Source organism: Acinetobacter sp. T_3_1, assembly GCF_025377055.1.
Lineage (GTDB): Bacteria > Pseudomonadota > Gammaproteobacteria > Pseudomonadales > Moraxellaceae > Acinetobacter > Acinetobacter kookii.
Map to the genome: position 1 here is coordinate 265,943 of NZ_JACHVD010000001.1, position 14,900 is coordinate 280,842.

12 protein-coding genes and 1 rRNA gene are annotated in these 14,900 nt (G+C 45.1%); 7 read left to right on the plus strand and 6 right to left on the minus strand.

Annotated elements, in window-relative coordinates:
- Positions 1–130: 130 nt before the first annotated feature.
- The 3 genes from rrf (at position 131) to H4I94_RS01120 (ending at position 3,914) form a co-directional block, all read left to right on the plus strand.
- Positions 131–245 (plus strand): 5S ribosomal RNA (rrf, locus tag H4I94_RS01110).
- A 369-nt stretch (positions 246–614) separates the two neighbouring features.
- A complete protein-coding gene (locus H4I94_RS01115) occupies positions 615–3,017 on the plus strand; it encodes a YgiQ family radical SAM protein (protein ID WP_092819237.1) in 2,403 nt (800 codons plus the stop codon).
- A gap of 351 nt (positions 3,018–3,368) precedes the next feature.
- The gene (locus H4I94_RS01120; protein WP_092819236.1) at positions 3,369–3,914 is read left to right on the plus strand and encodes a DUF2726 domain-containing protein; all 546 of its coding nucleotides are present in this window, start codon (positions 3,369–3,371) and stop codon (positions 3,912–3,914) included.
- A 44-nt stretch (positions 3,915–3,958) separates the two neighbouring features.
- On the opposite strand, the gene H4I94_RS01125 is transcribed toward H4I94_RS01120, so the two are convergent.
- From H4I94_RS01125 to H4I94_RS01150, 6 genes are all read right to left on the minus strand, one after another.
- Positions 3,959–4,318: a RidA family protein gene (locus H4I94_RS01125; protein WP_092819235.1), complete on the minus strand. Its 360-nt coding sequence runs from the start codon at positions 4,316–4,318 to the stop codon at positions 3,959–3,961.
- Positions 4,319–4,830: 512 nt separating this feature from the next.
- A complete protein-coding gene (gene dinB, locus H4I94_RS01130) occupies positions 4,831–5,886 on the minus strand; it encodes a DNA polymerase IV (protein ID WP_261181060.1) in 1,056 nt (351 codons plus the stop codon).
- A gap of 47 nt (positions 5,887–5,933) precedes the next feature.
- Positions 5,934–6,956, minus strand: coding sequence for an MBL fold metallo-hydrolase (locus tag H4I94_RS01135; protein ID WP_261181062.1), 1,023 nt, complete (start codon positions 6,954–6,956; stop codon positions 5,934–5,936).
- 61 nt (positions 6,957–7,017) lie between these two features.
- Positions 7,018–7,803, minus strand: coding sequence for a glycoside hydrolase family 25 protein (locus tag H4I94_RS01140; protein WP_261181064.1), 786 nt, complete (start codon positions 7,801–7,803; stop codon positions 7,018–7,020).
- Positions 7,804–7,883: 80 nt separating this feature from the next.
- A complete protein-coding gene (gene mdtD / locus H4I94_RS01145) occupies positions 7,884–9,275 on the minus strand; it encodes a multidrug transporter subunit MdtD (protein WP_261181068.1) in 1,392 nt (463 codons plus the stop codon).
- A 292-nt stretch (positions 9,276–9,567) separates the two neighbouring features.
- The gene (locus H4I94_RS01150) at positions 9,568–10,188 is read right to left on the minus strand and encodes a TIGR00730 family Rossman fold protein (RefSeq protein ID WP_092819252.1); all 621 of its coding nucleotides are present in this window, start codon (positions 10,186–10,188) and stop codon (positions 9,568–9,570) included.
- A gap of 341 nt (positions 10,189–10,529) precedes the next feature.
- Here H4I94_RS01150 and H4I94_RS01155 point away from each other — a divergent pair, with 341 nt between their 5' ends.
- From H4I94_RS01155 to H4I94_RS01170, 4 genes are all read left to right on the plus strand, one after another.
- Positions 10,530–12,107, plus strand: a complete 1,578-nt coding sequence (locus tag H4I94_RS01155; protein WP_261181070.1) for a TerC family protein — start codon at positions 10,530–10,532, stop codon at positions 12,105–12,107.
- An 85-nt stretch (positions 12,108–12,192) separates the two neighbouring features.
- Positions 12,193–12,660: a YchJ family protein gene (locus H4I94_RS01160; protein WP_261181071.1), complete on the plus strand. Its 468-nt coding sequence runs from the start codon at positions 12,193–12,195 to the stop codon at positions 12,658–12,660.
- A gap of 60 nt (positions 12,661–12,720) precedes the next feature.
- Entirely contained in the window at positions 12,721–13,365 is a 645-nt protein-coding gene (locus H4I94_RS01165; RefSeq protein WP_261181073.1) for a trimeric intracellular cation channel family protein, read from the plus strand.
- A 135-nt stretch (positions 13,366–13,500) separates the two neighbouring features.
- Positions 13,501–14,820, plus strand: coding sequence for an MFS transporter (locus tag H4I94_RS01170; protein ID WP_092819227.1), 1,320 nt, complete (start codon positions 13,501–13,503; stop codon positions 14,818–14,820).
- Positions 14,821–14,900 lie beyond the last annotated feature (80 nt).

A 14,900-nucleotide genomic window follows, 5' to 3' on the forward strand; every position in this document is an offset into this window, starting at 1 on the left:
CAGTAAAATACTTGATTTAGTGAACGCTAAAGAACAAAATACGAAACTCAGATATAACCTGTTAATAACTCATTTGACCAAGCAACGGCACTGAAAAGATAAGACCAAACGCAAAGTCATAAACAGTTGTGCTGGCGACCATAGCAAGAGTGAACCACCTGATCCCTTCCCGAACTCAGAAGTGAAACCTCTTAGCGCTGATGGTAGTGTGGGATTACCCATGTGAGAGTAAGTCATCGCCAGCTCATTATTCGAAAAAGCCCTCTGCATAAGCAGGGGGCTTTTTTTATGCGTGGGAAATATTTAGCTCCTAAGATTCGAGTCTAAACATTCTAATCATCAGATTTTGGAGTTTGCTGACTTTAAAATATTTCAAATCTTATCCCATCCAATTTGCATATTTCAAAGAATGAGTATGTTTAACCCTATAGGTGATCACTTACTGGAGAAGCTTTTTCAACTGAAGTGATTATTTTGGGAAGATAAATTAAATCACTGGTTTTGTACAAATTATAATCAAGCAACCTCAGCCGAATTCATGCTAAAATACTCGGCTTTCATCTTTGATCTAATTTTCAGGTCTTCCATCATCTGCCAGCCGAGAATTGCTAGCCATGTCTACTGCTTATACCATGCAGACAGCGCCTACAGCGTTGTTTGATTACGACAAATATTGGGCGTCGTGTTTTGAACCTGCGCCATTTTTGCCGATGTCACGCGAGGAAATGGATCAACTCGGTTGGGACAGTTGTGACTTTATTCTGGTCTGCGGTGATGCGTATATTGACCATCCCTCTTTCTGTTCGGGCATCATTGGCCGTACTTTGGAAGCTCAAGGTTTCCGTGTTGGGATTATTGCTCAGCCGGACTGGACCAGTGTGGATGCGTTCCGTGTATTGGGTAAACCGAATATTGCCTGGGGTGTGACCGCAGGTAATATGGATTCGATGATTAACCGCTATACGGCCGACCGTAAAATCCGTTCAGATGATGCCTATTCACCAGACAATGTGCCGAATAAACGCCCTGACCGCGCGGCAACCGTGTATTGCCAGCGTGTGCGCGAAGCCTATCCTGATGTGCCGGTATTGCTCGGTGGTATTGAAGCGTCGTTACGTCGTATTGCGCACTATGACTACTGGTCAGACAAAGTTCGGCGTTCGGTATTGATGGATTCTAAAGCTGATCTTCTCATGTACGGTAATGGCGAACGCTCGATTGTCGAAGTGATGCACCGTTTGGCCAAAGGCGAAAAAATTACCGACATCACGGATGTCCGTGGTACGGCATTTATTGTCAATAAACATAACAGGGCCTCTAAAGCCAAATTCGTTGAAATTGCATCGAATGATGTGGATGCGATTGGTCGTGTCGATCCGATTATCAACCCTTATGTCATGACTGAAGATATTGAAGGTTGTGAGATTGAACAGGGGAAAGACTCAAGCCAATACCAAGGTTTCCAGAAAGAACATGTAGCAAATCCAGTTGTTCGTGAAGGCGACAATCTGGATGCCGATACGCAAATTGTGCAGTTACAACCTGCTTCTAAAGCCATTAAACATAAATTGCCACCACGTGAACTTGCGGTAATCCGTTTACCTGCTTTTGAAGAAGTAGTGAATGATCCTGTGCTGTATGCGCATGCCAACCGTATTTTGCACCTGGAAACCAATCCGGGAAATGCACGTGCCTTAGTACAAAAGCATGGGGAACGTGATGTGTGGTTGAATGCGCCACCTATTCCATTGACCACAGAAGAAATGGATTATGTGTTTGATCTGCCTTATGCACGTCTGCCACATCCTGCATATGGCAATGCACGTTTCCCAGCGTTTGACATGATCAAGTTTTCGGTCAACATTATGCGTGGTTGCTTCGGTGGCTGTACTTTCTGTTCAATCACGGAACATGAAGGCCGTATTATCCAGAACCGCTCGGAAGACTCAATTCTTCGTGAAGTGGAAAAGATTCGTGATACCGCACCGGGCTTTACCGGCATTATTTCGGACTTGGGTGGTCCAACGGCCAACATGTACCGTTTGCACTGTAAAGATCCGGAGATTGAAAAGAACTGCCGTAAACCATCGTGCGTGTTCCCGGGCGTGTGTCAAAACCTGCATACCGACCATGCACCGTTGACGCAATTATACCGTAAAGCACGCGCGATTAAGGGCATCAAGAAAATTCTGATCGGTTCAGGTTTACGTTATGACCTGGCGGTATTAAACCCTGAATATGTCAAAGAATTGGTTACCCATCACGTTGGTGGTTACCTCAAGATTGCGCCTGAACATACCGAAAAAGGTCCGTTGTCGAAGATGATGAAGCCGGGTATTGGCACTTATGACCGTTTCAAGCAGATGTTTGACCGCTTTAGTAAAGAAGCAGGTAAGGAACAGTATCTGATTCCTTACTTCATTGCGGCGCATCCGGGAACGACCGATTACGACATGATGAATTTGGCGATTTGGTTGAAAAAGAACGGTTTCCGTGCCGATCAGGTACAAACCTTCTATCCATCGCCAATGGCCACAGCAACGACCATGTATTACACCGGTAAAAACCCGCTGGCGAAAGTGGCGCGTTATACTGAAAATGTGGATATTGTGAAAGGTGAGAAACGTCGCCGCTTGCATAAGGCCTTCTTGCGTTACCATGATCCAAATAACTGGCCAATGTTACGTGAAGCTTTGAAAGAAATGGGCCGCTCAGACTTGATTGGTAATTCGAAACAACATCTGATTCCGAGCTATCAACCACAAGGCACAGAAGGGCAATATCAGTCTGCACGCAAGAAAAACTCGACCTTGGCGGGAGATTCTGCAAAACGTACAGGTGAAAATACTGCACGTAATCAATCACGTAATGTTGCCAATACAAATGACAATAATCGTCCTAAAAAAGGCCAGATTTTGACTCAACATACCGGCTTGCCACCACGTGAAACCGGGGAAAAACGTCCATTTGCGGGTTCTAAATCCAAAACTAAATCTAAACCTAAATCAAAAGCTTGATTTAAAAATAAAAAAGAGCGCTCCGGCGTTCTTTTTTTATCATTAAGTTAAAAAAATAATGGCGAATGAAACAGTTCGTCGGAATTGTAGGACAATCTCAAAAAGTAATCTTGCATCCCTACTGTGCCTTGCGATACAGTTGTTTTGTGTCTGAAAATGGATTCAATTTGGACATAGAGGTAAAAATAAAATCAGTACAACTTTTTGTCAGCATTTATGATGATTTTGTCATGATTAAATGCAGTTTGTTTACTTGAAATATTTAATAAAAATAATTGTTGTATACTGAATTTTATAACAATCATCGGTGTGACACCGGAAAAGACTATAAAAAATTAAAGGATTAAGAGGATGATAATTTATATTTTGGTCGGAAGTTTACTTCTGTTTGGCGTTCTGCTGAAGGCTTGGAAAAGTCTGGAAGGTAGTGCTAAACAGCAAGATAGTGCTTTAAAACAAAGAGCTATTTTTAATATTAGTGAACAGATAACTTTTACACGTCTCAAAGAAATATTGCCGCACAGCACAGTGTTGACGCATGTTTCATTTGATGCCTTGTTGACGACCAAATACAGCCGTACCCGCCATAAATATCGTAACATGGTGGCAGATTTTGTGATTTTAGATGAACATCATCAGGTTTCTGCCATTATTGCACTGGATGATCCGATGGCTTTAAGGCATCCGCAAAATGCCCAATATCAGGATGCGCTGTTGGCGATGGCTGGATATCGGGTGATTCGCTATGAAGATGTACCGGAATATTTTCAGTTAAGACAAGATTTTTTAATTGAAAACCCTGCTGATTTTCAGCTGGATGAGTTAACAGAAGCTACAATAAAAAAGTATGAGTTTTATCCAGATTTGGGACGAAAGAAAATCCGAATGTTAGGTTAAATCAGCATAAGCATGAATGACTGTTCATGCTTATTTTTTTGCTTTTAATTTGATGCACGCACAGCAGTGACGGTCATTTCCACCAAAACATCAGGGGCATACAGCTTGGCTTCGACACAGGTGCGAGGCAGGGCTTCAATATCAGCGACCCAGGCATCCCAGATTTCATTCATCGCTGCGTAGTCATTTTCAATATCTTTTAAATAAATGGTCACCGACATAATCTGACTCTTGTCTGTACCGGCATCGGCCAGCAAGCGATCAATAATTTCCAGGGTTTGCCGGGTTTGACCTTTAATGTCTAGCGTTGTATCCGCAGCCAATTGACCCGCCAGATGGACCAGGTTGCCTGAAATGGCAATTTCAGAAAAGCGCTTTTCAACGTGCAGACGTTGTACTGTCATAATAAGAGTCCTTTATTTTCGGCATAGTTGCTAAGCGCCATATTGTGGACACATAGCCTGCAGCCTAGTAAATGGCAATATCATAATGCCATGCGCCTTTAGCGTAAATCATTTATCGGGGCAGCCATGATGAAGCTGAAACAGTAACGGAAGAGATTTTTTAAAATTAACAGGAAGGAAAATCAGAACATACCGGAAAAAATCAGACGGATTTACAGCAGCATTGATAAAATGATTCAGTAGAGTATGAAAATATGCTGTTTTTTGAGAGTGTATAAAAAATGCAGAAGAGATGTGATGGAGAGTCCATGCGGTTCAACAGAGTTGCCCTGTAACATTCGGATTTGATCGTCACGCCAATCACAGGACAGCATGCTAAAAGTAAAGGTGATTTTTAGCATCTCGGCGTTTACATGGATAAATGTATCGCGCCCATAGAGTACCGCAAAAATCATGTTTGTGTATCATTAATTGGTCTAATTTTATTCTTTTGATTGAAAAACGTGCAAATACTACCAGAGTGAAAGCTGTGACTGATCCTGCTGCTCCGAAAGCTGGTAAAGCCCAACGCCAATCAGGCGAAACTGATAACTTTCCGGAATATGCATTTCAGTGATTAGCTGTTGCAGTACCTGTTCCAGTTGTTGCCGATTTTGTAAAGGCTGTTTGAAACTTTTGCTGTGTTGCAAGACCTGAAAATTTTTTAACTTGAGTTTGGCTGAAACCCCGCGTGCACTGAGTTGTTTTCTCTCCAAACTGCTCCAGACTTGATCAATCAGTCGAGGCCAAGCATTCTGGCATTGGATTAAGGTCAGGTCATCATCAAAGGTGGTTTCTTTGGAAATTTGCTGGCGTTCACGTTCAACTTGTACAGGCCGTTCATCAATCCCCTGGGCATAGAGAAAAAGTCGTTTGCCATATTTGCCAAAATGCTGAACCAATACATTCTGCTCAATTTTTTGTAAATCTCCCAGCGTTTGCAATTGCAGCCGCTTGAGCTTTTCTTGCATCACTTTTCCTACACCGGGAATTTTCTTTAGCGGTAAATCCTGAATAAAACTCTGTACTTGAGAAGGCTTAATGACACAAATGCCATCCGGTTTGTTCCAGTCCGAAGCAATTTTGGCTAAAAATTTATTGGGTGCGACCCCGGCAGAGGCAGTTAAACCGGTAACTTTAAAAATATCTTCCCGTATACGCATGGCCACTTCTGTGGCACTCGGAATATTTTTCAGATTTTCTGTGACATCCAGATAGGCTTCATCTAAAGACAAGGGTTCAATCATCGGGGTATAATCTTGAAATACCTGATGAATTTGCGCAGAAATGGCACGATATTTTTCAAAATCGGGTTCAATGATGACTACATGGGAACAAAGCTTTCGGCCTTGTGCCATCGACATGGCAGAGCGCAAGCCGAACTCGCGCGCAGGGTAGGACGCTGCACAAATGACTGCCCGTGGATGATGTGAAGACACGACCACCGGCAAATGTTGTAACTCCGGCCGGTCTTTGAGTTCTACGGATGCAAAAAAGGCATCCATATCGATGTGAATGATTTTTCTCATGCAGTCCCAAACTCTGCCTGTACATGCTGGGCTTCAGTATCTCATCTTCACCGATCAGATTGTAGAGCAGGATCAAGTGGATACGACACAGGTTGACTAAGTAAAACCAGCCGGGTGCGTTGTTGTTCGGCTGCCCGAATCAGTATTTTTATACTTTGTTCAGTATTGTCTGCCAGGTACGGTAAAAATTCCAAAGGCTGGTCAATCGGCTGGAAAAAGTTATCCCAATGAACCGGTACCACGACTTTAGGTCTTAAGCTTCTCAGGGTTTGATCCAGATAGTTTTGCTGAAATTGTTCCGATTGGCGTGACAGCTGGGCAATGCCTAAAAATAAAGTATCCACTTTTAAATTTTTCAGTTGATCCGGTACAGCACCCGTACTGGCTTTGACTAAAATGCGCTGACCTGAATGTTCAATCAGATAGTCAAAACTATGGCCTTCTTTAAATGTCGAGAAATGGGCAGGAAGTTGCAGCGGCTGGGTAATTTCTTCACCAAGGTCATTATTCACGGCAGTGGGTGGCGTATGCTGGGAGGGAATGGCCATTACTTTGAATTGCCCAAAGCTGATGAATTTAAAAGGCTGAACCTGGATGAGTTGCTGTTCTGCAATATGGCCGCCACCTGCAATATTCAGACTGCTTTTGGAACCAATAATTTTAGCGTGGGGAAGCTGTCTCCCAAGTTCGGCAATATCCAGCGCATGATCATAATGTGAATGGGTCACCAGTATGGCTTGGGTTCTTTGTAACTGCTGCTGTTGCACGATATGTTGAACGACTTGAGGCAGACTTTGGATTTTGGTGAAAAGCACCTCTGCAATGGAAGGACGACTAAAGAAACCGTCAATTAAAACTTGGGTTTTGCCATCATCAAAAAGCAGGGTGGAAACGCCAAAGAATTTGACCTGAAGCGTTGCAGGTGCAGCCGCTTTTTCAGAGGCTTGATATTGCCATTTTTGAAAATTTGACATCTGACCTGAAGGTTGCAGGAGCAAAACGACAGCAGCCACTCCAACGAGTATGCTGATGCCTACTGCCACGCGCCAAAATCCTTTTTGATTTGCCATAAATTTCCCGTTTTTATGCAGTTTTATTTTTTATTGTGGTTAAAGGTAGGGACTTATCCTGTTATTTTTTTGGTAATTTTTCAACTTTTTTAAGTGGATAGATTCCATTGCATTCTAAAAAGCGTGTCCAGTCATCCTCATCCCCATTAAACACGTTTAAGTCTACCGCTTTGTTAATGCCCTTGATGGTGCCCTGATTGGTATGCTGCCAGAACAGCCATTTTGGCTTGCCTTTTAAATCGGGCTTGCCTTGATATTCACGGACCCACAGCGGTGTTTTTGAAAACTCTCCCGCCAGAACAATGTTATAGAATGACTTGGAAATATAGAAAATCGGTTGCTTGCCATAGTGCTGATACAGCCGATCATGCATGACCTGAATTTCTTTCAGCAGTTGTTCCCGGGTATAGGTGTTGATGCAGTTACTGTCATATTCCAGATCAATCACCGGGGGCAAGGCATCGGCTTTATTGGGTACGGTTTCAATAAAATTTTGCGCCTGAATTTCGCCACCCCGGCATAAACGGTAAAAATGATAGGCACCGACCAGAAAGCCATGTTCACGTGCCTGCAACCAGTAGTCCTGAAATTTTCGGTCTTTAAAATCACCGCCTTCTGTGGCTTTCAGATAGATAAATTGATAACGCTGCGGGGAAATCTGCTGCCACTGAATGTCACCCTGATGATGTGAAACATCAAAACCTTTGACCGGATATTCCTGTGCCGAAGTAGGATTATGATGCAAGACAAAAACATACAATACGATTGCAGCGCAAATCAGTCCCAAGCCCATGCAAGAGGCGTAGAGCTTTTTATGACTGTTTTTGGCGAATCGTTTTTTAGGCATAGATAATTTAGGCGTGATTTATCAAATACATGATAACGCGATCTGAACATTCAGACCACGTTGTTTCTGATAGCGTCTGACTATATTGGAGTGTGACGTGGAATTTGCCAGAAAATGGCTGCGGTAATCAGGTTAATGCAGCCGAGGAAAATTAAGGTGCTGTGAAAAGCCGTCACGATCTGCTCGCTACCGAAATAGGCGCTAAAGACATTGACCAAGGTTCCGGCTAATGCCACACCAATACTCATCGAGACCATCATGATCATGGATAAAAAGCTGTTGCCACTGCTGGCATCCTGCTGTGGTAAATCTTTGAGCGTCAGGGTATTCATGGAAACAAACTGCAGAGAATTCAGCATGCCGAAGACAAAGAAATGTAAGGCTCTTAACCAGATCGGCGTATCCGCCGTGGTGAGGGCAAAACTGGCAATACATGCGCCGACCAATAAGGTATTGACCAGCAATACCTGGCGATAACCGAAGCGTTGAATAATCTGGCGGATAATCGGCTTGGAAGCGAGCGAACCGAGCACGGTTGGAATCATCAACAGGCCGGTAATAAACGGTTCAAAGCCAAAGGCGACCTGCAACATCAGGGGGAGCAGGAAAGGCATGGCATTGCCGCCCAGGCGGGCGAAGAAATTCCCTATAATGCCAATGGCATAAATGCGATTGCTGAATAATGTGCTCCGGAACAGCGCGTTGTGATGCGTATGGGCATGAATGGCATAGATAATCGCTGCCAATACACCCGCAAGCACCAGACCCATACTCCACCATAACGATTGATGCGGGCTGGCAAAATTTTCAATGCCCAGTGAAAGGCCCACCATGGCAATCACCAGCAAAATAAAACCTGAAAAATCAAATGGCTTGACGCCAGGCTCGGTCACGTTGGGCATGGCTTTAAAGGTGATGAGAACCCCTAAAAGCCCCATCGGAATATTAATTAAAAAAATCCAGTGCCATGTTGCCATTTCGACCATCCATCCGCCCAGTGTCGGGCCAATCAGGGGACCCATCAGGCCGGCCAGGCTCATCAAGCTCATGGCAGATAAAAACTGGGTACGCGGAATGACCTTGAGCATCGCCAGCCGGCCTACAGGAAGTAACAAGGCACCGCCAATGCCCTGAATCACCCGATAAAAGAGCAGCTGGTTTAAACTGCTGGACAGTCCGCAGCCCAGTGAGGCAAGAGTAAAAATAATGATGGCGGCAAAGTAGGTATTGCGCACGCCAAAACGGTCGGCCAGCCAGCCGCTTAGGGGAATACAGGCTGCTACCGACAGCACATAAGCCACCACCACGCTATGCATCTGCAGCGGATCTTCAGCCAGATTGGCTGCCATGGCCGGAATTGCGGTATTGACAATGGTGGTGTCCAAACCTTGCATAAAAAAACCGATTGATACCAACAGAACCAGCAGTCGGAATTCAGGTTGCAGGGCTTGATGCGAAGGGGTGGCGTTCATAACAATATTAAAGCGATTTTTTACAGAGTTTAAAGCAATCCGTTCAAGAGGGTGTAAGAAAAAGTTGTGCTATTCATAGCCAGGAAGATGAATTGGTCCAGAAATGGGAGGGGTGTTCATGCACAAGATCAGCGTTATAAAAAAGTTGAAAGTTAAATCAAATAAAAACTCGATCAGATCAAATTCAGTATTCGCAGCTTGATACAGGGCTTCGGGATTAATGTTTACAGCTGCTCAATTGAACTTTAAAAAAAGCGAGCCGTAAGCTCGCTTTTTGTATTCGGACATCGGTTTAAATGGCAAAGTGCTTTGGTGCATCCAGATTTTTAATGGCATTGATAATCTGATCGGCATGATTGCAGATAATCAGTTTGGCGCGATGCTGCGGCGGTAAAAAACCTTCACTGACGGCATGATCGAGCTGGTTAATCAGGGCATCATAAAAGCCATTCACGTTATAGAGCATCATGGGTTTCTGGTGCTGATTTAACTGCCCCCAGGTGGCAATTTCCAGGATTTCTTCAAAAGTGCCCAAGCCGCCGGGCAAAGCGACAAAAGCACTGGCACGTTCCGCCATCATGGCCTTGCGTTCATGCATGCTTTGTACAATGTGTAATTCGGTCAGCTGGTGATGTGCAATCTCATAATCCAGCATAAATTCAGGAATTACCCCGACCGTTTCACCGCCACGCTGTCTGACGGCATCTGCCACTTGCCCCATGAGGCCTATACTTGCGCCGCCATATACCATTCCGAAACCCAGGTCCGCCAGTGCCTGAGCCAAAGCCACGGCTTTTTCCTGATAAATCGGTTTATTGCCTGAACGTGAACCACAGTAGAGTGCAATTAAAGGTTGAGTTGTTTTGGGAGTAGGATTGTTATGTTTGGGAGTCATTTTTAATACACTGTTCATCATTATATTTTTACCATAGCATTTTATTTTTTCAGTCTCTAGCTTAATGGTTAAATATGACAGGTCGTGATCAGCCTTATACTGACTTTGCAAAGATTTGTTGATATTGGGTGAGCGAAAAACAGCCCGGTACGCAAAAAGGGATGAATTTCTACTTCATCTTGCTATACTAAAAATCTGTTTTCCAATAAATGAATTAACATGAGTAGTGGTTGTCCTCGCTCTGAACACTTCAATGCTTCCGTAAAAAATACAAAGAATGCTGTTCATCGCATATTCAGCGATTTTAATATGAACCTTCAAAAATCAGTCCTTCATCATCCTGCACAGGAGAACATCCAATGATCTTTGAATGGATGTCAGATCCATCGGCATGGATTGGACTGGCAACTTTAGTGGTTTTAGAAATTGTACTGGGTATCGACAACCTGGTTTTTATTGCCATTCTGGCGGAAAAACTGCCCCCGGAACAGCGTAATGCAGGCCGTATCATCGGCTTGGTTCTGGCCTTGTGTATGCGGTTGGTTTTGCTGGCCTCGATTGCCTGGGTGGTGACCTTGACCCAGCCACTGTTCCACGTTCTGGATCATCCTTTTTCCGGCCGTGACCTGATTTTGCTGTTTGGTGGTGTATTCCTGTTATTTAAAGGCACCATGGAACTGCATGAGCGCATAGAAGGTGCCCAACCGCAGAAAGAAGAAAACCCGGTGCATGCAGCGTTCTGGATGGTGATCGTCCAGATTGTGGTACTGGATGCCGTATTCTCTCTGGATAGCGTGATTACCGCAGTCGGCATGGTCAAAGACCTGTCGGTGATGATGATTGCAGTGGTGATTGCAGTCGGGATCATGCTGTGGGCATCCAAACCGCTGATGACCTTTGTCAACAGACATCCGACCGTGGTGATTCTGTGCCTCGGCTTCCTGATGATGATTGGTTTCTCTCTTATTGTAGAAGGCTTCGGTTTCCATATTCCTAAAGGCTATCTATACGCCGCGATTGGTTTCTCGGTGATTGTCGAATTTATCAACCAGACCATGCGCCGTAACCAGGAGCGGATGGTGACCACGACGGACCTGCGTTACCGCACCGCTTCTGCCGTCATGCGCATGCTGGGGGGAAAAAGCGAATCACAAAACAATGAAGCCGAAGATGTGCTGGCGACCCGTGCCTTTGCCGATGAGGTCTTTAATGAAGACAACGGGGTTTACCATAGTGTGCTGGTGCAAGGTGTGCTGGGACTGTCGGAGCGGCCAGTCAAATCGGTGATGACACCGCGTCCGGAACTGGAATGGATTGATCTGGATGAAGATGAAGACTCCATTAAAGAGCAGTTGTTAAGCACGACCCATTCGCGTTTGATTGTGGCGCATGGTGAGCTGGACAATATTGCCGGTGTGGTACTGACCCATAAAGTCATGAACGAATATATTGAAACCGGAAAACTGAATTTTGAAGGCCATTTACGCGAGCCAGTCATCATGCATGAAAATGCCCAGGTATTGATGGTGATGGAGCAATTGCGTCAGGCACCGCTGCAAATGGCGATTGTGCTGAATGAATACGGTTCGATTGAAGGGATTGCTACTCCGATTGATGTGCTGGAAGCCATTGCTGGTGAATTCCCGGATGAAGATGAATTTGAAACTGCAGCAGAAAGTCTGGAAGATGGAACTTTAATCCTGGAAGGTTCTACCGATATTCGTCATGTTTCCTTACTGTTAAACCGTGATCTGGTGGATGAGTCCGAACAGTATTCGACCTTGTCCGGTTATATCCTGTTCCATCTGGGACGTTTGCCGGAAAGCGGCGAGAAACTGGAAGCCGACGAACACATTTTTGAAGTGGTGACGATGAATGGCCATAAAATTGATAAGGTCCATATTATCCCGCTCAATCAAAATGAACCTGAAAGTTAATTTCATCCTGCACAGATGATCTTTCAACCCCGAGATTGAATTAAAATAGCCCGCAGAGTCGGGCTATTTTATTGGAAAAAAATTGATGTCAGAAGCAAAGTGTCCATGTGGTGCAGGGGAGTATGCCCGCTGTTGCCAGCCCTTGCATTTGGGGCAGCTCAAAGCACAAAGTGCAGAACAATTGATGCGTTCGCGTTATAGTGCCTTTGCCCGGCATGAAATTGACTATATTGTGAAAACCACAGCCTTAGGCCAGCAACAGGCGCTGGATGTGGCGGCAATTCGTGACTGGAGCAAGGCCAATCAGTGGCTCAAGCTGGAAGTCGTTCAGGCCCGGGAAAAACTGGACAAGAACCATGCCCAGGTCGAATTCAAGGCCCATTATCATGATGGCAATCAGGCGCAGGTTCATCATGAAGTTTCACATTTTGTGAAGCATGCAGATGCCTGGTATTTCCTTGATCCGACCACAAACATGCAAATCACCATGAAACAGCCGTGTATTTGCGGTTCAGGCAAAAAATTTAAGCAATGTTGTGCGCAATTTTTGTAATTTTCACCTGAATTTGCCTTAGAATAGCGCGCATCGATAACCCTCAGTGGAAGCAGGGCAATGTTGCTATTGGTCATTTATATTATTGCGATTACGGCTGAAGCCATGACAGGAGCACTGTCGGCAGGTCGGCGTAGTATGGATTGGTTTGGGGTAACGCTGATTGCCTGCGTGACTGCGCTGGGCGGTGGTTCGGTCCGGGATGTATTGCTTGGGCATTATCCGCTGACCTGGGTCAAGCATCCGGAATATCTGGTGCTGACCTGTTGTGCTGCCTTTGTCACCATCCTGATTGCCAAATGGATGCGCCATTTACGTTCCATCTTCCTGATTCTTGATGCCCTGGGTTTAATCGGTTTTACCATCATTGGCTGTCAGATTGCCCTGGAGATGGGGCATGGTTTTGTGGTTTCCGCAGTCGCTGGCGTCCTGACCGGCGTTTCCGGCGGTATTCTGCGCGATATTCTGTGTAACGATGTGCCGTTGGTGTTCCGCCGTGAACTGTATGCCAGTATTTCCTTTGTTTCCGTAATTTGTTACTGGATTTGTCAGGAAATTGGCTTCTCGCTGGAAATCACGGTCATTTCGACCTTGATCTTCGGTTTCTCTTTGCGCTGCATCGCTATTTATTTTGGTCTGGAAATGCCGAAATTTATCTATAAAGATGACGACGACCAGTCTGCATCTTCCAAAGATGCTTCCTAGAATATTGCCTTAATATGATGAATGACCGACGAAATGAGCGGTCATCATCTGCAAATTGGCGTATAAAAATTAATACAACAATAAATCCTGTTGGGAAAGCAGCATGCATTCTTTCACCAAATCAGAGCTCTTGTTATGGATTTAGTCTCACGTATACAGCGTTTACCGATTGGTAAGTTTCACTATACCTTGCTATGGGTGATTGGTCTGGGCTGGATGTTTGATGCCATGGATACCGGATTAATTTCCTTTATTCTGGCCAAAATGGCCGAAGACTGGGCCATGACGCCGGATGATAAAAGCTGGGTGGTTTCCATTGGTTTTATTGGAATGGCGATTGGGGCGGTGTGTTCAGGCGGTCTTGCGGATCGCTGGGGACGTAAAACAGTCTTTGCTTCCACTCTGGTCATTTATAGCCTGGCAACTGCGGCTTGCGCTTTTGCGCCGAACCTGACCTGGCTGCTGGTGTTTCGTTTTATTGTGGGGCTTGGATTGGGTGGTCAGCTACCTGTGGCCGTAACGCTGGTAAGTGAATATATTCCAGCCCATGTCCGCGGACGCTTTATTGTGCTGCTGGAAAGTTTTTGGGGTTTGGGCTGGCTGGTTGCGGCGCTGGTTTCACGTTTTGTGATTCCCGATTTTGGCTGGCATGCCGCTTTCCTGATTGGGGGTATTCCTGCACTGTATGCCATCGTGATCTGGAAAATAGTACCTGAATCCGTTCCCTATTTAATTAACCGGGGGCGACATAAAGAAGCGCATGCCTTGGTCAAAAAAATTGAAGCGCAATGTGGCGTGGAAGTCATTGAAATTTTTGAAGTCAAACCGGTGGCTGAAAAGCATGACATTAGCTTCTCTCAACTTTGGTCCGGCATTTTTGCCCGCCGTACCCTCATGCTGTGGTTAATCTGGTTTGGTATCGTATTTTCTTATTATGGCATTTTCACCTGGCTACCAAGTTTACTGGTCAAAGAAGGCTATACCATCGTGCAGTCTTTTGAGTATGTGCTGGTAATGATTCTGGCCCAGTTGCCGGGTTATATTGCTGCAGCATGGCTGGTGGAAAAACTCGGACGCAAGGCAACCCTGGCCGGTTTCATTGCCATGTGTGCGGTGTCGGCCTATTTCTTTGGCCAGTCCGACAATGTGACCCAGATTGTGCTGTGGGGCTGTTTGATGTCCTTCTTTAACCTGGGCGCGTGGGGCGTTTTATATACTTATACACCAGAACAGTATCCAGCCAATATCCGTGCCTTCGGTTCAGGCTGGGCCGGAGCGATTGGTCGTATTGGCGGTATTCTGGCTCCCTTTGCTGTGACGCATATGATGGTTATGGAGCAAGGTTTCAGCTATGTCTTTATGATGTTTACCGCCGTTTTAATTGCCGTAGCGCTGATCATTCTGCTGCTGGGTGAAGAAACTAAAGGTAAAACTTTAGAGTCGATTGGCTTATAAAATTGCCGATTTTTTAGTTGATTGACCCTTATAAAATGGATATTTTTAGTCCATAAGACACAATTTGTCGCAGAGTGTGG

Coding starts and splice junctions, on each gene's coding strand:
- H4I94_RS01155 (WP_261181070.1), top strand. CDS start 10,530: ATGATCTTTGAATGGATGTCAGATCCATCGGCATGGATTGGACTGGCA.
- H4I94_RS01160 (WP_261181071.1), top strand. CDS start 12,193: ATGTCAGAAGCAAAGTGTCCATGTGGTGCAGGGGAGTATGCCCGCTGT.
- H4I94_RS01125 (WP_092819235.1), bottom strand. CDS start 4,318: ATGACAGTACAACGTCTGCACGTTGAAAAGCGCTTTTCTGAAATTGCC.
- H4I94_RS01170 (WP_092819227.1), top strand. CDS start 13,501: ATGGATTTAGTCTCACGTATACAGCGTTTACCGATTGGTAAGTTTCAC.
- dinB (WP_261181060.1), bottom strand. CDS start 5,886: ATGAGAAAAATCATTCACATCGATATGGATGCCTTTTTTGCATCCGTA.
- H4I94_RS01140 (WP_261181064.1), bottom strand. CDS start 7,803: ATGCCTAAAAAACGATTCGCCAAAAACAGTCATAAAAAGCTCTACGCC.
- H4I94_RS01115 (WP_092819237.1), top strand. CDS start 615: ATGTCTACTGCTTATACCATGCAGACAGCGCCTACAGCGTTGTTTGAT.
- H4I94_RS01120 (WP_092819236.1), top strand. CDS start 3,369: ATGATAATTTATATTTTGGTCGGAAGTTTACTTCTGTTTGGCGTTCTG.
- H4I94_RS01165 (WP_261181073.1), top strand. CDS start 12,721: ATGTTGCTATTGGTCATTTATATTATTGCGATTACGGCTGAAGCCATG.
- H4I94_RS01135 (WP_261181062.1), bottom strand. CDS start 6,956: ATGGCAAATCAAAAAGGATTTTGGCGCGTGGCAGTAGGCATCAGCATA.
- mdtD (WP_261181068.1), bottom strand. CDS start 9,275: ATGAACGCCACCCCTTCGCATCAAGCCCTGCAACCTGAATTCCGACTG.
- H4I94_RS01150 (WP_092819252.1), bottom strand. CDS start 10,188: ATGAACAGTGTATTAAAAATGACTCCCAAACATAACAATCCTACTCCC.